Origin of the sequence: Sulfuriferula thiophila, from assembly GCF_003864975.1 — a bacterium.
GTDB classification, from domain to species: Bacteria; Pseudomonadota; Gammaproteobacteria; order Burkholderiales; family Sulfuriferulaceae; genus Sulfuriferula; species Sulfuriferula thiophila.
Genome location: NZ_BHGL01000006.1, coordinates 179,457 through 197,891, shown reverse-complemented (window position 1 = coordinate 197,891; position 18,435 = coordinate 179,457). Strand labels below are relative to the sequence as shown.

The following is an 18,435-nucleotide window of genomic DNA, read 5'->3' as shown; positions in this document are numbered from 1 at the left end:
TTAACTGGCATGAGCGCGTACCAACAGCGCGACTTTGTCCAGAGCAGCCAAAGTTCGCGCTATCACCGCAGATGTACCGACACCCTGCGGTGATAGCGCTTCAACGACGAGTCGAGCACTCGCACACACCCGAAGCGCACTTACCGGCACATCATTGCGCACACCGCAAAGCACTGGCTGTCCAAGCTGCACTCTCTTCGCCAGCAATGACTGGTCTGCTACATCAAATAATGCAGTTTCAGCCTGACTCAGATCGCGTTGCAATAATTGATAAATACGCACCATTTCATCACAGCTTAACAACTGATTAACCGCGTGAGATGACTGACGATAAAGCTGGAAAGGGAAAATCGTAGGCACATTATCCCACCCTGTGCTGCCAGCGACCGGGGAACGCTCCAGTGCCGGCACAGGCAAAATCCCGAATATCGGATCACTGCTTAATTTCTGCACAACTGCCTCAGCAAAGGTTTGCAGGAAACCGGCAACAGCCTGCTCCGGTATCGCCCGAAATGCACGCAGCTCCGCTAACGCTGCTTCCCAGCGTAGCAACAAGCCGTAATTAGCCGCATCCTCGACAAGTTGAGTAGCATCCCAATGACATGACCAGTCAGCCCGCGCCGAATAGGCACGCAGACTGGATGGGAGCGGATAGCGTTGCAATCGCTTGGCCATTGGCTCCGGTATCAGCAAAGCACCAGAAAAAGTGGGGCCGCTAATAAATTTAGAACCGGTAATAGCCACCATGAAGCCTTGCTGTAAATACGCCCGCAAGGTCGATGGCATAATACGGAACTGACATGCATCCACCAGCACATCCAGTTGTTCAGGGAATTGCTGATGCAGCGCCACAACGCAGGCCACACTGGGCGTAATCATGCCGGTTTTCGACACATCCACCAACGTCAGCAACACGCGCCGTCCTGCCGCTATCGCCGCACGGGCCCGCGCAGTCACATCGGCATCCATCGCCGCCACAGCACGAGGCGAACTATCCGCCATACGCATCGCCACCATCTCTACCGGGATGACATCTTCACTAACGGCAGCGCCCTCATCCACCATCCGAGCCAACGCAGTACGCGTACTGAAATGCCTGCCCGCAAGGGCGGCAGCCACACCGCTACCTGTTTCCACCGCATCAACCATAATGGCCTGCAATGCATGGCCCTGATTGCGCACCAATTGTGCAGCAATCAGATGACTATCGGTACCCGATGCCGCAAACACCACTTCCACTCCGGGCAGATCAGCAATACCGCATAGCGCCCCCAGCTCTGCCCGCATCCGCACCAGTTCGCGCGCATAGCATGCCGCAGGCGCCTCAGCGACCGCACACGCCAACAGCGCATCACGCAGTTTGTCTGCAGCAGCAAAGCCTGACTCGGAAACAACCGAAGCAGTCGATGAACCCAGTGCAATCAGATCCGGATCAGGATGAGCCTGGCAGCCATATTTATTGCAACCGCTCCCGGCGTCCAGCGCAATGCGTGCGTCACCGCCAGTGACCAGCAAAGCAGCCGTAGCAGGGATTATCACGTCAGCCTGGATGGTTGGCGGCATTAATCAGCATCTCTCGAAATGCAGAAAAGACTTTGCGCATCTGCGGCTGTTTGTAGGGGAACATGTCGACCGGATCCATCGCATGCACGATCATGTTGCTGTCAATTTCAAAAATCAGCAATTCACCTGCTGCAGTCTCCGCACAATCTACCCCCAGATAATCCAGCCCGCTACGCTCGGCGATAGCTTGAAAAGCCGCCTCATGCTTACGCGCAAACTCCTGATCAAAATCAGCCATGAACTGTGCTTCCTCGGCCCGGTTTTCTGGCTTGTCCGTCATTTCCGCATTCAGATAATGCACCATCCAGTGCCTGGATAATGCCATATGGCATACATACGGACGCCCATCGATGAGCACAATCCGGTATTTCCGGAATAATCCGTCCGCGCCGCTGTAATCGACAAAACGCGACAGATAAAACACATCTTCCGGCATCGCTTGCAGATAAGCGGGAATATCCGCCGCACTTTCCAGCTTGATCAAGCCTCGCCCCGCATGCGAATCAACCGGGCGCACGATCAGTGGAAAATCAGCGTCCGCCATCAGCGTGGACAATGCCAGTGGATGATTCGCCAGTTGCTCCAACACCTGCCGGTCAATTCGCGCAGTACGGGGCATCACCATACCCGGCACATCTGCTAGCTGGGCACATGCAGCATCGCGTGACAGCGCCAGTATTCTGGCCGGGGAATTAAGCACCGGACGCGGCCACTGGTCTATGAAGGAAGCTACGAATTCCAGCACAGGCTTGTTCTGTTCAGACTCGCCAATCGCCACAAACACCAGATCATGCTCAGGCAGCTCGGACGGAAACGGAATCTCCGGCGCCACATACAACAGTTGCAACGAGATATCTGTGTCTTCCAGCAGAAACTCTACCGGCGTATTCGACATCAGATCACCCGGCCCTACCAAAGCCAGTACACGCAAGGCAGCTTGCTCACCCTTGAACGGCAATTGATACACCAGTTGCAACTTGAGCGCTTCCGTCTGCATCTGCATGGCCAGTTCATTACTCTGCTTGAGCTGCAGAATAACGGACAGATCCAGCAGCACATTGGCCGCCCGAGGATGGGTGTTGGCATACGCAATCAGCTCGGTCGCCAACGGCGCGAGATCTATGCCCTGCAACGCCATACGCATTAAAGTCGGCAAGCCGATCAACGGACGCTGTTCGAGTTCATTCTGTTCCATGGCTGTTCCTGTCATGCACGATACTGTCGCCAAATTTGAGGGTGGCCGTAATCAGCGCGTCTATATTCGTGGTATCGGTACGATGATTAACGATGGCAGCCCGAATCGCCAGCTTGCCATTGATGATAGTCGTGGATGGAGCGGCAACACCTGATTCCTGAATGGCCATCACTATTGCCGCATTCACGGCATCGGCATCGTCACACCGATAGCGGAAACAGACTATATTCAGATTTACCGGTGCCAGCAGTTCAAGCGCGGGTGTCGCCACAATGCGCTGTTTCAAATATTGCCCCAGTTCACAGGTTCTGGCGATACTGCGGCCCATTTGCTCGGCGCCATATACCTGCAGGGTGAACCAGGTCTTCAGTGCCCGAAAACCGCGTGACAGATCGGGGCCGAAATCGCATGGCCATGGCGAGCCTGCCGCCATGCCGCACGTTTCCCGGCGCAGATAAGCAGCCGGCGATGCGAACGTGTCGTAGTGCATGCTGCCATCGCGCACGATAATGAATCCGGCATCGTAGGGCACTTGCCCCCATTTATGGAAATCAAAAGCCACGGAGTCGGCACGTTCCAGACCAGTCAATCGCGGTGCCAACTCAGGTGAAAGCATACCCAGCGCACCGTAAGCACCGTCTATATGAAACCAGAGACCCTCGCGTTTTGCCAGATCGGCTATTGCCACCAGGTCATCTATCGCCCCCACATCCACCGAACCTGCCGTACCGGCAATGAAAAACGGCGTATAACCCTGCTCGCGATCCTGCGCGATAGCTGACGTCAGCGCGGCGATATCCATCTGGAACTGCTCGTTCATCGGGATCACCCGCAGCGCATTCAATCCCAGCCCAGCCAAGTCCATTGCCTGGGCGATGCAACCATGCGCACCGGCCGAAGCATAGGCCGTCAGGCGCCTGCCGCTGGCAGCCATGCCCTGAGCGCGCACCGCGCTGCCGAGTGTAGCCGTGCGCGCCACCAGCACTGCAATCAGGTTCGCCATCGAGGTGCCGGTGACAAATAAGCCGCTGGCGGTTTCCGGAAAGCCAAACAGATCCTGCACCCAGCGCACTATCTGCCGCTCTACCTCAACCGGAATCTGATTGCGCCCGCCCAGGTTCGCATTCAGCCCCGCTGCCAGCATTTCTGCCAGCATGCCGACAGGCGTGCCACCGCCATGCACCCATCCCATAAAACCGGGATGCGCATTGCCAATCGCATACGGCAGAATATCGTGCATGAACGTTTCATGCACCACGGCAAGATCAGTGGGCTGCTGCGGCAAAGGCTGCTGAAATACGTCACGTACGGCTTGCGGAGCCGGTTGCCACACTGGCTGCTGGCGGATTTGTTCAAGATAATCCAGCATGTCATCCAGCATGCGATGCCCTTGCTCACGTAACGCCTGCCAATCAGCCGGATCAAGTGACGCCTGAGCTAACTCCCGTGTTTCTTTGGTCAAAATTACTATCCCGTTCTCATTATTGAAATGCACTGCTTGTTCAAATGTGCCGCATTGTTATGACAAACCATATAACTTTAATTTTCGATATAAAGTTCGCTCGCTCATCCCAAGTATATCAGCGACATTGCGCCTATGCCCATGATGAATCCGTAGCAAGTCCGCAATATATTTAGCCTCCAGCTCCGCTATCGGCACACCGGACACAACTTGATGCAGATCTGAATTAGCTTGCGGCAGTTCACTTACCGTCACAGCTTCGACCATTGCTGGCCGGGGCTGCGCTGCGGCACTCCCCAACACGATTTGCTCGGCGCTGATAATACTATGGTGACTTATCGCCACCGCTTTCAGCAGAATATTCCTTAACTCACGCACATTGCCAGGAAAATCATACTGCATTAATTTGGCGACAGCATCATCGGTCAATTTGCACCGCGGCACACCTGCGCGGGTAATCCGCTTCAACATCGTCTCGGCAAGTGCGGGTATGTCACTGCGACGTTCGCGCAAACTTGGCAGCCGCAAATCAATGCCGGCAATCCGATAATACAGATCCAGCCGATAAAATCCGGATTCAGCCATTTCCAGCAGATTACGATTCGTCGCGGCAATGATACGCACATCGGCCTGCAAGGTTTCCGTACCGCCCATACGCCGGAATTCGCCAGTTTCCAGCACACGGAGTAACTTTGCCTGCATCGTCAGCGGAATCTCTCCCGCCTCATCCAGAAACAAGGTACCGCCGTCAGCCATTTCAAACAAACCCTGCTTGCGGCCTATGCAGCCGGTAAACGCGCCGCGCTCATGGCCAAATAGCTCATCCTCGAACATCGTCTCGGTAATCGCCGCACAATTGATCGCCACGAACGGCTTATCCCGCCGACTGGAGCGCTTATGCAGATACTGAGCAGCCAGCTCCTTGCCCACACCGCTTTCCCCCAGCAACAGCACTGAGGCTTCGGATTGCGCGGTCATCGACAGCATTTCCACGCAATGCAGGAATGCCGGCGAGCTGCCAACCATGCGCATTTCATCGCAGTCCAGCTCATCCGGGCTGGCAATTGGCAACACCGCCTCTCCCAGATAGCGCACCCCGACCTGATCAAATATGGGATAACCCTTAATCCGCGCATACTCGGGGCGGTGATGACGGTCAAAGTGGGTATGAATCACCTCATGTGCATTGCCGCTACTAAACACCGCCTGATGCGGGCAGTCTTCGCCATTCTGATGGCAAGGCACTGCCGAACGATGTGACACCTCATGGCAACGCTGGCCGACCACCTGCTCCCGCGCAATACCATAGTTATCGCAATAGGCCTGGTTTGCACCGACAATCTGATAATTCGCATCAATCATCACAAACGGGTGCGCATGCACTTCCAGCAGTGAAGTTAATTCCGGACCAAGTTTAGGTTTCAATTTTCACACCCCTGACAACATGTCATGACATCAGCTTTAACATTAATGCAAAACCAGCCATTGTGTCATGACAAATTTTCACACCCATCATGGAAATTAAAATTATCCATAATAAACATAGAGATAAATTCTGGCACAATATCTGCTATTCATAGCTCACTGAATTAATCGTTAACTCAAGGACAACACCATGGCACATATCGTTATTTTAGGCGCAGGCATAGGCGGCATGCCAATGGCTTACGAAATGAAGGAACTGGCTCGCCCGGAAGATACCGTCACCGTCATTTCCAATACCGACACTTTCCAGTTCACACCATCCAATCCATGGGTAGGTGTCAAATGGCGCGCCCGTGAAGAAGTCACGTTCCCGATAGCACCCTATCTGGAAAAGAAAGGCATCCATTTTATCGCTCGTGGTGCCAAGCGCTTGCAACCAGACACCAACCAGATTGAGCTGGTAGATGGCCAGATCATTAATTATGACTATATAGTCATCGCCACCGGTCCAAAACTCGCTTTTGACGAAGTGCCCGGATTAGGCCCTCAGGGCCATACCCATTCCATTTGCAGTATTGATCATGCGGAAATATCCGCGAATGAATGGGATGATTTCTGTGCGGCGCCCGGCCCCATCGTCGTGGGTGCCGTACAAGGCGCATCCTGCTACGGCCCAGCCTACGAATATGCATTCATCATGGAAACCGATTTGCGCAAACGCAAGATCCGCGACAAAGTACCGATGACGTTTGTCACCGCAGAACCGTATATCGGCCATCTGGGCCTGGGCGGTGTCGGCGATTCTAAAGGCATGCTCGAATCCAGCATGCGTGAACGTCATATCAAATGGATTTGCAACGCCAAAGTCAGCAAGGTGGAAGCCGGAAAAATGTTCGTTACCGAGCACAATGACGATGGCAGCGTCAAAAAAGAACATGAACTGCCATTTGCCTATTCCATGATGCTGCCGGCCTTCAAGGGTATCGATGCGGTATTCGGCATAGAAGGCCTCACCAATCCGCGCGGCTTCATCATCGCCGATGCGTATCAGCGCAATCCAAAATATCAGAACATCTATTCAGTCGGCGTGTGCGTCGCCATTCCGCCCGTAGAAGTCACGCCCGTCCCCACCGGCACACCGAAAACAGGTTACATGATAGAGAGCATGGTTACCGCCACAGCGCACAACATCCGCAATGCGCTGGATGGCAAAGAGCCTACAGAAAAAGCCACCTGGAATGCGATCTGTCTTGCTGATTTTGGCGACACCGGTGCAGCTTTTGTGGCATTGCCGCAAATACCGCCACGCAACGTCAACTGGTTCAAAGAGGGAAAATGGGTGCATCTGGCCAAGATCGCTTTTGAGAAATATTTCATTCGTAAAATGAAAAAAGGCACGACCGAACCGATTTACGAGAAGTATGTATTGAGTGCGCTAGGCATCAAAAAATTGAAGTAGCGCGCAGAACATCAGCAGGCAACCACCCCAAAAAGATGGCCAACTGCTGGGTACGAGTACAAACAGCCATGTTTGTACCTTTTTATGAACGCCTGTTAGTCTTGTGCTGGCTAACAGGCGTTTTTTTCGCGGTTTTCAGAACGTTTTATCCACGCAGCGTCAGGGTAAAATCATCGCGCTCGGCAACAGCATCTGCCAGAATTTCCAGCAGCAGCCAGTAATCTTCACCGAGTGCATCACGGCTGACACCGGGCTGCTCCCAAATCAACTCCAACGGGCCTTCAACATCAGTCAACGTATCCCACAACGCATCCATATTGCGGCCAAAATGTGCCGGGAACTCAAAGGCAAAGGCGATTTGCTCGTAAAAGTTTTTGATGCTGGTCAGGTTTTTTAAATGGCATGTTTTCATCGGCAAGCAGGTATCTCCGTATAAGTTTGATAATGATCAACCGTGACAAAACGTCGCCCCTGTTCAGAGTAAATCAAGCGTTTTGCACCACGGTGACCGCCTTTGTAATCCAGATCCGCTTCGTGCCACTGCCCGGCCGGTAACTGCCGTTCACGATTACCAAAACGATCCCCCCCTATGCTTTTGCCTCTCAGCAAAGGCGCATCCCATAAATCATGGCCACGCCGCCAACCGGCGGCTGCCGCTGCACGTTTGGTGACAAACTTGTCGGGCAAGCTCTGATTATGGGTCGCATTTAAGGTATTGAGGATAGCGGTCAGCTCCACTTCATCTATTATAGGATGCAATGTGGAATTTACCCGGTGAACTTCATCGCGACAAGGCGCGGCCTGCGCCATGGAACTCATCAGCGCAGCCGCCAACCCCAGCCCAGCCCACAGTTTCACAGCGTTTCTCCGGCATAATCCGCCAGGCGCGAACGCTCACCGCGTGCCAGCGTAATATGCCCGCCGTGCGGCCAGCCCTTGAACCGGTCAACCACATAAGTCAGACCGGAGCTGCCTTCGGTCAGATATGGGGTATCGATCTGCGAGATATTACCCAGACACACCACCTTGGTACCAGGACCGGCACGGGTAATCAGCGTTTTCATCTGCTTCGGCGTCAGGTTCTGCGCTTCGTCGATAATCAGATATTTATTCAGGAACGTCCGGCCACGCATGAAGTTCAACGATTTCACCTTGATGCGGGTACGGATCAGGTCCTGCGTCGCCGCACGACCCCAATCGCCAGCCGCCTCATCGGTCTTGTTCAGCACATCGAGGTTATCTTCCAGCGCACCCATCCACGGGCTCATTTTCTCTTCCTCAGTTCCCGGCAGGAAGCCGATATCTTCACCCACCGGCACGGTCACCCGGGTCATGATGATCTCGGAATAGCGTTTATGCTCCAGCGTCTGCATCAATCCAGCTGCCAGCGTCAGCAAGGTTTTGCCGGTACCCGCCTGACCCAGTAACGTGACAAAATCAATTTCCGGATCCATCAGCACATTCAGTGCAAAATTCTGCTCACGGTTGCGTGCGGCAATGCCCCACACATTGTTTTTCTGGTGCGTGTAATCCTTGATGGTTTGCAGCTCGGCAACTTTGCCATCGACCGAACGCACAATCGCATAAAACGGTGTCGCGCTTTCCTGATAGACGAATTCATTGATCAGCATTGAGGAAACCAGCGGCCCTTTAACGCGATACCAGGTACGCCCGTCCACTTGCCAGGATTCCATGCCCTTACCATGCTTATCCCAGAAATCGGCTGGCAACTCGCGCACACCGGCATACAGCAGGTCGGTGTCTTCCAGTACCTTATCGTTAAAATAATCCTCGGCAGCAAGACCCAAAGCACGTGCCTTGATGCGCATATTGATGTCTTTCGACACCAGTATCACCGGACGACCAGGTTGCTCCTGACGCAGACTCAGCAGTACGCCGAGGATCTGGTTATCGACCTTACTGGTAGGCAAACTGGCCGGTAATGCACCCTGAATTGCCCGCGTTTGCAGAAACAGGCGCCCCGTTGCGCCCTTGCGACTTTTACTCTGTAGCGAAATACCACTTTCTATCCCGGCTTCGCACCCCGACACAATTTCATCCAGGAATCGACTGGCCTGACGCGCATTGCGCGCCACTTCGGTCATGCCTATCTTGTGTTGATCCAGCTCTTCCAGGGTTGCCATTGGCAAAAACACATCATGCTCTTCAAACCGAAACAGACTGGTTGGATCGTGCATTAGCACATTGGTATCCAACACAAACAGCTTAATCACCGCCGGGGTTTTACGAGGCATTTAATTCTCCTAAAGGGCTTTAAGGGTATCCAGAACAGCCTGAGCATGACCAGTTGATTTCACACTACGCCACTCATGTATCAGCTTTCCGGTTTCATCAAACAAAAACGTACTACGATCAATGCCACGTACTTCATTACCATACATATTCTTTAATTTCATGACAGCAAACAAATTGCATGCCTTTTCTTCTTCATCCGCCAGCAAATCAAACGGCAGATCCAGCTTGGTTTTGAACTTCTCGTGCGAACTGACGCTATCGCGCGAAATCCCTACAATCTCGCAGCCCAACTGCTGAAATTCGGCATATAAATCACGAAAATCCGAGCCTTCTACCGTGCATCCCGGGGTATCGTCCTTGGGGTAAAAATACACCACCAATTTTTTGCCACGCATATCACTCGATTTGAATGTTTTGTTCCCGGTTGCCGGCAACTCTAAATCATCAATTTGCATATTTTCTCCTGATTAACTTGATTTCAATAACACCACGACCGCACCGCTGCCACCATCTACGGCGCGCGCCTGACAAAATGCCAAAACTTCATCCCTCTGCATCAGCCAATGCTTTACTTTGGTACGCAGAATCGGTTCCTTGTTTTTAGAGCCCAGCCCCTTGCCATGAATAATACGCACACAGCGCAAGCCGCGCTTGCCGCACTGCGCCAGAAAAGCCGCCACTGCCTGCCGTGCTTCCACACTGACCAGGCCATGCAGATCGAGCTCGGCCTGCAATACCCAGTGTCCACGACGCAGTTTGCGCAAGGTATCGCGACGTAAACCCGTACGAATGAACACTAGCTCTTCGCCGGTTTCCTGTCCATCATCCCAGCCGATGTAATCGGACAGGCTGTCAGCCAGCACTTGCTGTTCGTCACGTAATAAGCTTTTGGGAATGGGATCTGTTGCGATGGGTGCGGGTTCGATACGCCCATGTGCGGCAATAGGCCGGGCATCCCTGACGGCGGCTTGAAATAGCGCGAGGTCGTCAGGGCTGAGGGGAGCAGGTAGGCGGTTACCTGCCATAACGCTTTACTTCACCAGACTTTCTAAATAGCGATCTGCATCCAGCGCCGCCATACAACCGGTGCCAGCACTGGTAATCGCCTGTCGGTAAATATGATCCTGCACATCGCCAGCTGCGAACACGCCAGGAATATTGGTTGCCGTCGCATTGCCCTTATGGCCGCCATGAGTAACGATATAACCGCCCTCCATGTCGATTTGCCCGGTGAACAAATCGGTATTGGGTTTATGCCCGATCGCAATGAACACGCCAGTCAGGGCGATATCCTTGGTGCTGCCATCAACAACTGATTTAACACGCATGCCGGTTACGCCGGTTTTATCACCCAGCACTTCATTCAATTCACAATTCAATTCCAGGCTGATCTTGCCTTCGGCCACTTTTTCCATCAGGCGGTCAGCCAGTATCTTCTCTGATTTGAATTTATCACGGCGATGCACCACGGTGACATGACGTGCGATATTAGACAGATACAGCGCCTCTTCCACCGCGGTATTGCCACCACCAATTACGGCCACATCCTGATTGCGATAGAAGAAACCATCACACGTTGCACAGCCCGACACACCTTTACCCATGAATTCCTGTTCGGATTCCAGGCCCAGATACATTGCCGAAGCACCGGTAGCAATAATCAGTGCATCACACGTGTACGTACCCTGATCACCAATTAAAGTCATCGGTTTTTCGGTCAGTTTGGCCGTATGAATATGATCGAAAATGATCTCGGTATTGAAACGTCGCGCATGTTTTTCAAAACGCTCCATCAATTCCGGACCTTGTACCCCATCCACATCCGCTGGCCAGTTATCTACCTCGGTAGTCGTCATCAGCTGACCGCCTTGTGCCATACCGGTAATTAAGACCGGGTTCAGGTTTGCCCGTGCTGCATACACCGCTGCAGCATAACCGGCAGGACCCGAACCTAGAATCAATAACCGTGAATGTTTGGTTTCAGACATATTCATGCACTCCAATATAAGTTAATGTAGAAATTCTAACAGGATTCAATCACCCTTTAACAAGGTTCACGTTATAATTTTAACTTCGATGACACTAAGGAAGCACTGATTTAATCAAACATGGATTGTATGATTAAACCAGTGCTTCCCTAACATAACTATGTTTACTCCACGTCGCCGTTCTGCCACATCACCACGCAAACCCTTGCCTCCCAGGGTAAGTGGATTACTGCGTGAAACCAGTTGGCTACTCAGCGCTTTGATTGCGCTCGGTTTAGCATTGATTCTACTCACTTATACACCGGGCGACCCCGGCTGGTCGCATAGCAGCAAAGCCGCCATCCATAATCTGGGCGGCGCATTCGGCGCGTACATAGCAGATATATTGTTGGCATTATTCGGTTTTTCAAGTGGCTGGCTGGTGGTTCTGGCAGGCTTCAATACCTGGCGCGGTTACCACCGGTTAGAGCGTGAAGAAGAAATTGACCGGCGTGCCACTCTGATACGCGCAGCCGGTTTTGTGTTACTCATCCTTGCCAGCAGCGGACTGGAGTCTGCACGACTGCACAGTCTGGGCAAACACTTCCCTGAACAGGCAGGCGGCATTATCGGCGCGCTGAGCGGTGATGCTACGACGCAGCTACTCGGTTTTACCGGCGGCACACTGGCCTTACTGGTGATGATCGCTGTCGGCTGGAGCCTGTTTAGCGGCATCTCCTGGATGAGCGTAGCTGAAACCACGGGTGCGGCAATCGAACGCGGCTGGCTGCGCTTAATTCAGATCGGGGAAAACTGGCGTATCAAGCGCGCTGGTGCCACGGCTACGCGCCAGCGCAAGGAAGTCGTGCAAGTGCAGAAACAGCGCATGGAGCACCAGGAACCTGTCATCATCGAAACACCGTCACCCATCATTATCAAATCGGAACGCGTGGAAATCGAGAAACAGGCGCCGCTGTTTGCGGAAATGCCCGATTCGCCACTGCCACCGTTACACCTGCTTGATCCTGCCAGCCCGCCGGTGGAGAGCCTCACCGCCGACACGCTGGAGTTCACTTCTCGCCTGATCGAACGCAAGCTGGGTGAATTCAACGTGCAGGCGCGCGTGGTTGCCGCCCTGCCCGGCCCGGTCATCACCCGCTATGAAATCGAACCGGCTTCTGGCGTGAAAGGCAGCCAGATTCTCAATCTGGCCAAAGACCTTGCCCGTGCGCTGTCAGTGGTGAGCATCCGTGTCGTCGAAACTATCCCCGGCAAGACTACGATGGCGCTGGAGATACCTAACCCCAAACGCGAAATCGTGCGCTTGTCGGAAATCCTCGAAGCCAAGATCTATCACGACATGAACAGCCCGCTGACCATGGCCATGGGCAAGGACATCGCCGGCAACCCGGTGGTCGCCGATCTCGCCAAGATGCCGCACGTACTGGTGGCGGGCACTACCGGCTCGGGTAAATCCGTGGCCATCAACGCGATGATCCTCAGCCTGCTGTACAAAGCCGACGCCAAACAGGTTCGGCTCATCCTGGTCGACCCGAAAATGCTGGAACTGTCGATTTACGACGGCATCCCGCACCTGCTCGCGCCGGTGGTGACTGACATGCGCCAGGCCGCTGCTGCGCTCAACTGGTGTGTGGCCGAGATGGAACGCCGCTACAAGCTGATGTCCGCACTCGGCGTGCGCAATCTGGCCGGCTACAACCAGAAACTCGGCGAAGCACGTAAAGCCGGCAAGCCGCTCACCCACCCGTTCAGCCTGACCCCGGACAACCCCGAGCCACTGGACGATCTGCCGCTGATCGTGGTGGTGATCGACGAACTGGCTGACCTGATGATGGTGGTCGGCAAATCGGTGGAACAACTGATTGCACGCCTGGCGCAGAAAGCCCGTGCCGCCGGTGTCCACCTCATCCTCGCCACCCAGCGCCCGTCGGTCGACGTCATTACCGGCCTGATCAAGGCCAACGTGCCGACGCGAGTCGCCTTCCAGGTCTCCAGCAAAATCGACTCACGTACCATCCTTGATCAAATGGGTGCGGAAGCCCTGCTTGGACAGGGCGACATGCTTTACCTGCCGCCCGGCACCGGCTATCCGCAGCGGGTACACGGCGCCTTTGTCGCCGATCACGAAGTGCATAAAGTGGTCGATTACCTGAAACAGATGGGTGAACCTAACTATGTCGAAGGCATCCTCGACACCCCGGAAGACAACGAAGCAACTGGAGAGTCTGGCGGCGGCGATGCCGAATCCGATCCACTCTACGACGAAGCGGTGGCACTGGTATTACGCACGCGCCGCCCTTCTATTTCCGCCGTGCAGCGCCATTTGCGCATCGGTTACAATCGCGCCGCACGCCTCATCGAAACCATGGAAAACGCTGGTTTGGTCAGCCCTATGCAAAGCAATGGCAACCGAGAAGTCATCGGCCAGAATCGCGAATAACCCGGTATCCAATCATGAAAAAACTCAGTCTGCTTGCTGCAATTTTGCTCTATAGCGCCAGCGTCTCGGCCAATGGCATTGATGCGCTCAAAGCCTTTATCGCTGACACCAAGACCGCTCAAGCCAGCTTCACCCAAACCGTACTCGACAAGAGCGGCGTCACCAAACAGCAAACCAGCGGCACCATGGCGTTCTCGCGCCCGGGCAAATTCCGCTGGTCTTACCAGAAACCATACGAACAAATCATCGTTGGTGATGGCAGCAAAATCTACCTGTACGACGTCGACCTTGAGCAGGTCACCATTAAGCAGCTTGGTCAGGCACTGGGCAGCAGCCCGGCGGCACTGCTGGCTGGCGACAATGAGATCGAGAAATTCTATGTACTGGCAGATGCCGGCAGCCATGATGGCCTGACCTGGCTCACCGCCACGCCCAAAGACAAAGAAGGCAGCTTCAATCAGATCCTGATGGGCTTTAACCAGCGCACCCTGGCAGAAATGAAGATACGCGATAATTTCGGCCTCACTACCGTACTCAAATTAAGCCATCTGGAACGCAACCCCAAGCTCCCAGCCAGCACCTTTAAATTCACCCCGCCAGCCGGGGTAGATGTCATTTCCGACGGCAAGTGAGCAGCGATTTATTTCATAAAACCACAGACCACGCGCCGCTGGCAGAACGCCTGCGGCCGCGCAGCATAGACGAAGTTATCGGCCAGAGCCACCTGCTCGGCAGCGGCAAACCATTACGCCTCGCCTTTGCCTCCGGCAAGCCCCATTCGATGATTTTATGGGGTCCGCCGGGTGTCGGTAAAACCACGCTGGCGCGTCTCACGGCTGATGCCTTCGACTGCACTTTTATAGCACTATCTGCCGTATTTGCCGGAGTCAAAGATATCCGCGCCGCCATGGAGCAGGCCGAACAGACCCTGCAACAGCATGGCCGTCACACCCTGCTGTTCGTCGACGAAATTCATCGTTTTAACAAGGCGCAACAGGATGCGCTATTGCCCTTTGTTGAATCCGGTCTGGTCACCCTGATCGGCGCCACCACCGAGAACCCCAGCTTTGAAGTCAACAGCGCGCTGTTGTCACGTGCTCAGGTGTATGTTCTGCAAGCACTCAGCGCCACTGAATTACGCGAACTGGTGATTCGCGCCGCCAAAGTCATAGCGCTGGACCTGGCCGACGCCGCGATCGACACCCTGATCGGCTATGCCGATGGCGATGCGCGTCGCCTGCTGAATCTGATCGAGCAAACCCAGACCGCAGCACAGATCAGCGGCATCACCCACATCGAGGCAGCGTTCATTGATCAGGCGCTGACCCTCAATTCGCGCCGCTTCGACAAAGGCGGCGACCAGTTCTACGACCAGATTTCCGCATTGCATAAATCAGTACGCGGCTCCAATCCCGATGGTGCGCTGTACTGGCTATGCCGTATGCTGGATGGCGGTGCTGACCCTAAATACCTGGCCAGACGCATCGTCCGCATGGCCTGGGAGGATATCGGCCTGGCCGACCCACGCGCGATGCAAATTGCCAATGATGCGGCAACAACTTATGAACGATTAGGCTCGCCGGAAGGCGAACTGGCACTGGGGCAGGCCGTCATTTACCTGGCAGTGGCCGCCAAGAGCAACGCTGGCTACAACGCATTTAATCAGGCCATGGCCTTCGTCAAACAGGACAAATCCAGCCCGGTGCCAGTGCATTTGCGCAATGCCCCCACCAAGCTGATGAAAGAACTGGGCTACGGCCATGCCTACCGTTACGCCCATGATGAACCGGAAGCCTATGCCGCCGGCGAGACTTACCTGCCGGATGACATGACCGAACCGGACTGGTATCAGCCCGTACCCCGCGGACTGGAAAGCAAAATTGCCGACAAGCTTGAACATTTGCGTGCGCTGGACCGGAAAGCCCGGAAAAAATAAGCGCTCTATCACCACGGATAGCACAGATAACTAACTTATCCCTGCTTTCACTATCTCGACTAACAAACCCAAAATTGTTCTGAAATTATAATCGCCTCGAGTAAACGCATCACGGTAGGCGGGCCAGCTGATTTCCTTAAAATACTCCCAACTGCTCAAATACATCCTGAGTTTGTTTCTGGCATATTCAAAACCACCCTCTGCAGACAGTTTCAACCAGTAAATACCAGCCTCACGGTTAACAGGCTGACCATCAAGCCCTTTGAAAAAAATAACGCCAAGATCATGTTGCGCAGTTTGATGACCTAACTCAGCAGCACGCTTTAACCAGAACAGACTTTTGGCAGGATCCCGTGGGTACCCCGCGTACCCGTTAGCATATAAATCACCCAGACAAAATGCACCATAACTTTGGTCATTCTGCGCAGCCAGAGAACACCAGCGCGTTGCTGCGACAAAATCCTTGGGCAGACCATTCTCACCCCGGATATAAGCATCAATCAATGCACGGTTAGCCTGCGGATTTCCGATCAAGGCGGCACGCATAGTATCGGCATGCGCTGCCTGAAAATCACCTACGGCATAATAAGCCTGACCACGCCAGTAAAGCGCATCGGTTAAATTCGGATTGGCAACCAGCGCGCGATTATAAAGCGGTAGCGCATCGGCATAATTCTTACGACGCATGAACATATGCGCAGCACGCTCATCCAGCCATGGGTCCTGCACCATGCCGACAATACTTCGATAGATTGCAACTTCAGTACCCCCGTCGGCCTGCCTGATTTCCCCACTGTCATTCAACTGCTGCTCTGCCTTCAGCACCTTGATAGCATCAGCGCTTACACCTGCTTTTTCCGCTGCGGCAATCTCCCGCGCCCATACCTCGCGGTTATTGGTTGTCGCAAGATAGCCTCGCCTCAGCGCCAGGCTGCGCGGCGTCTTAGCCACAGCTTGCTGATAAACGTGTATTACACATTGTTCATCACCCTGCTCGCTGCAGATACTGATTAATGTGCGTTGTGCCGCCAGCGGGTGCTGGCTCAAGGTTAGTGCTGTTTCAAGATCCTGACGCGCCTTATCCAAAAAGCTCCAGTACTGCTGCCATGCATAATCTGATTGCACCCCACCGGAAATTGCCTTTGGATGCGCAATCAACGCCGCACGTCCCCACACATAGTTCGCTTGCGCCACCCGCGCCTCATAGCTTTGTGGAAACTGCGCTACCCAGCGATCATAAAAAGCATCGAGTGACGTATCCGTCTGCTCCCTTAATGCTCTGTAAGTCTGTAGCAATGGCCGCTCAGCGTCCTGATTGGCTTCATACTCGCTCTGATAGCGTTGCAAATAACCCTGCAACATCCTGGCATCCTGTTTCGCCGCCAGCGCCTGTACTTCCAGTGCATCCGGGATCGGCAAAACAACCGCCCAAACTGAAGCTGAAAAAAACAGCGCCCATACCACGATCCAGTTTCTCATGCACCTCCCCCTTTATTTAATTTTATTCACTGAAAGCAGATCGAAAACCATGACGCTTTCGCAAAGTATAGTGCTCATGCCAAAAAACCATAACATAGCTCACCCAAAACGGTAAACTGTTCAACTGTAATACCCGTATCCTCATCACACGCATACAAGGTCGATTTATGATAGTTCGCGGCAGGCCATCAGGATTACGTTTATTTTTAGTACTCCGCGGTTCGATTCTTCAGCAAATCTGGAAAGTGCTGGCAGTCAACTTCATTCTGGCCACGCTGGTGACTCTGAATCACGGCGACCTGTTCCGCCTGAAAATTACCCTGACCGCTATTCCTTTTACCCTGATCGGCCTGCCGTTGGCCATATTCCTTGGCTTTCGCAATACTGCCGCCTACGACCGTTACTGGGAGGGTCGCAAACTGTGGGGCGAAATTGTTCTGCACAGCCGCAACTTCACGCGTCAATGCCTGAGCCTAATCAGCTACGCAGAGCCACTCAAGCCGGGCGCTGGACTGGACGATGTACGCATCCGGATGGTTTACCGCACCATTGCCTTCAGCCATGCGCTACGCCATCTGTTACGCAATAGCGATGCCCGCAGCGAGCTGCAACCATTGCTCACGCAACACGAATGGCGGCAACTCGACAACACCACCAACATGCCGGATTACCTGATGCACCAGATGGGTAATGACTTGCGGCTGTGCATGAATGAGCAACGCATCGACGGCTGCCTGGCGGCATCCATGGATACGACCATGTCCGAACTGACTTCGGCCGCAGCTGCCTGCGAGCGCATCAAGAGCACGCCCATCCCCTTTTCTTATACCCTGATGCTGCATCGCACTGCTTATCTGTACTGTTTTTTGCTGCCTTTCGGCCTGGTCGATACCATAGGCTTCATGACGCCCTTTGTCGTCGGTATCGTCGCCTATACCTTTTTTGGTCTGGATGCACTCGGTGATGAAATCGAAGAACCGTTCGGTACCTCACCCAATGACCTGGCGTTGAGCGCAATCTGCCGATCCATAGAAATCAATCTGCGCGAAGCGCTGGGTGAAGAACACAAACTTGAAGCGCTGAAACCGGTCAACTTCAGTTTGATGTAAATCCGCTTAACATATTCAGCGCGGCACGTCTCGCGCCAGCGAATTCCAATTCATGCGATTTACATACTATACTGAACCTTTCTAAGCACCCGTTTGCAGCCTGTGCGAGCAATGGAGACGATA

General features: G+C 53.8%; 16 protein-coding genes. 5 read left to right on the top strand and 11 right to left on the bottom strand.

The genetic code is table 11. The features are described 5' to 3' along the window. Genes EJE49_RS03375 through EJE49_RS03360 form a run of 4 tightly spaced genes read right to left on the bottom strand, consistent with a single transcriptional unit; the run spans window position 1 to window position 5,645 of the window. Entirely contained in the window at window positions 1-1,563 is a 1,563-nt protein-coding gene (locus tag EJE49_RS03375) for a hypothetical protein (protein ID WP_124948985.1), read from the bottom strand. Continuing rightward, entirely contained in the window at window positions 1,541-2,758 is a 1,218-nt protein-coding gene (locus EJE49_RS03370; RefSeq protein ID WP_124948984.1) for an ATP-grasp domain-containing protein, read from the bottom strand. The genes EJE49_RS03375 and EJE49_RS03370 overlap by 23 nt, the downstream gene beginning before the upstream one ends. Next, window positions 2,745-4,220, bottom strand: coding sequence for a pyridoxal phosphate-dependent decarboxylase family protein (locus EJE49_RS03365; protein ID WP_223246729.1), 1,476 nt, complete (start codon window positions 4,218-4,220; stop codon window positions 2,745-2,747). Before EJE49_RS03365 ends, EJE49_RS03370 begins: the two co-directional genes overlap by 14 nt. A gap of 57 nt (window positions 4,221-4,277) precedes the next feature. After that, window positions 4,278-5,645, bottom strand: a complete 1,368-nt coding sequence (locus EJE49_RS03360) for a sigma-54 interaction domain-containing protein (RefSeq protein ID WP_223246728.1) — start codon at window positions 5,643-5,645, stop codon at window positions 4,278-4,280. Between the two features lie 190 nt (window positions 5,646-5,835). Between EJE49_RS03360 and EJE49_RS03355 the strand changes: the two genes are divergently transcribed. Continuing rightward, entirely contained in the window at window positions 5,836-7,104 is a 1,269-nt protein-coding gene (locus tag EJE49_RS03355) for an NAD(P)/FAD-dependent oxidoreductase (protein WP_124948983.1), read from the top strand. Window positions 7,105-7,249: 145 nt separating this feature from the next. On the opposite strand, the gene EJE49_RS03350 is transcribed toward EJE49_RS03355, so the two are convergent. From EJE49_RS03350 to trxB, 6 genes are read right to left on the bottom strand one after another with little or no spacing between them, the layout of a single operon-like run. Beyond that, the gene (locus tag EJE49_RS03350; RefSeq protein WP_124948982.1) at window positions 7,250-7,516 is read right to left on the bottom strand and encodes a barstar family protein; all 267 of its coding nucleotides are present in this window, start codon (window positions 7,514-7,516) and stop codon (window positions 7,250-7,252) included. Continuing rightward, on the bottom strand, window positions 7,513-7,962 hold the full coding sequence (locus EJE49_RS03345) for a ribonuclease domain-containing protein (protein WP_223246727.1): 450 nt from the start codon (window positions 7,960-7,962) through the stop codon (window positions 7,513-7,515). Before EJE49_RS03345 ends, EJE49_RS03350 begins: the two co-directional genes overlap by 4 nt. Next, on the bottom strand, window positions 7,959-9,359 hold the full coding sequence (locus EJE49_RS03340) for a PhoH family protein (RefSeq protein ID WP_124948981.1): 1,401 nt from the start codon (window positions 9,357-9,359) through the stop codon (window positions 7,959-7,961). The genes EJE49_RS03345 and EJE49_RS03340 overlap by 4 nt, the downstream gene beginning before the upstream one ends. 9 nt (window positions 9,360-9,368) lie before the next feature. Beyond that, window positions 9,369-9,815, bottom strand: coding sequence for a peroxiredoxin (locus tag EJE49_RS03335; RefSeq protein WP_124948980.1), 447 nt, complete (start codon window positions 9,813-9,815; stop codon window positions 9,369-9,371). 12 nt (window positions 9,816-9,827) lie between these two features. Next, window positions 9,828-10,385, bottom strand: coding sequence for a Smr/MutS family protein (locus EJE49_RS03330; RefSeq protein WP_124948979.1), 558 nt, complete (start codon window positions 10,383-10,385; stop codon window positions 9,828-9,830). Window positions 10,386-10,391: 6 nt separating this feature from the next. Next, a complete protein-coding gene (gene trxB / locus EJE49_RS03325) occupies window positions 10,392-11,348 on the bottom strand; it encodes a thioredoxin-disulfide reductase (protein ID WP_124949255.1) in 957 nt (318 codons plus the stop codon). 160 nt (window positions 11,349-11,508) lie between these two features. Between trxB and EJE49_RS03320 the strand changes: the two genes are divergently transcribed. The 3 genes from EJE49_RS03320 to EJE49_RS03310 are packed head-to-tail and all read left to right on the top strand — an operon-like array spanning window position 11,509 to window position 15,724. Beyond that, window positions 11,509-13,788, top strand: coding sequence for a DNA translocase FtsK (locus EJE49_RS03320; protein WP_124948978.1), 2,280 nt, complete (start codon window positions 11,509-11,511; stop codon window positions 13,786-13,788). Window positions 13,789-13,802: 14 nt separating this feature from the next. Further along, complete coding sequence (lolA, locus tag EJE49_RS03315) at window positions 13,803-14,420, top strand: outer membrane lipoprotein periplasmic chaperone LolA (RefSeq protein ID WP_124948977.1); 618 nt, start codon at window positions 13,803-13,805, stop codon at window positions 14,418-14,420. Continuing rightward, window positions 14,417-15,724, top strand: a complete 1,308-nt coding sequence (locus EJE49_RS03310) for a replication-associated recombination protein A (RefSeq protein WP_124948976.1) — start codon at window positions 14,417-14,419, stop codon at window positions 15,722-15,724. The genes lolA and EJE49_RS03310 overlap by 4 nt, the downstream gene beginning before the upstream one ends. A 30-nt stretch (window positions 15,725-15,754) precedes the next feature. Here EJE49_RS03310 and EJE49_RS03305 read toward each other — a convergent pair whose 3' ends face one another. Beyond that, a complete protein-coding gene (locus tag EJE49_RS03305; protein ID WP_124948975.1) occupies window positions 15,755-17,203 on the bottom strand; it encodes an SEL1-like repeat protein in 1,449 nt (482 codons plus the stop codon). Between the two features lie 167 nt (window positions 17,204-17,370). Between EJE49_RS03305 and EJE49_RS03300 the strand changes: the two genes are divergently transcribed. Beyond that, window positions 17,371-18,312, top strand: coding sequence for a bestrophin family protein (locus EJE49_RS03300; RefSeq protein WP_124948974.1), 942 nt, complete (start codon window positions 17,371-17,373; stop codon window positions 18,310-18,312). Window positions 18,313-18,435 lie beyond the last annotated feature (123 nt).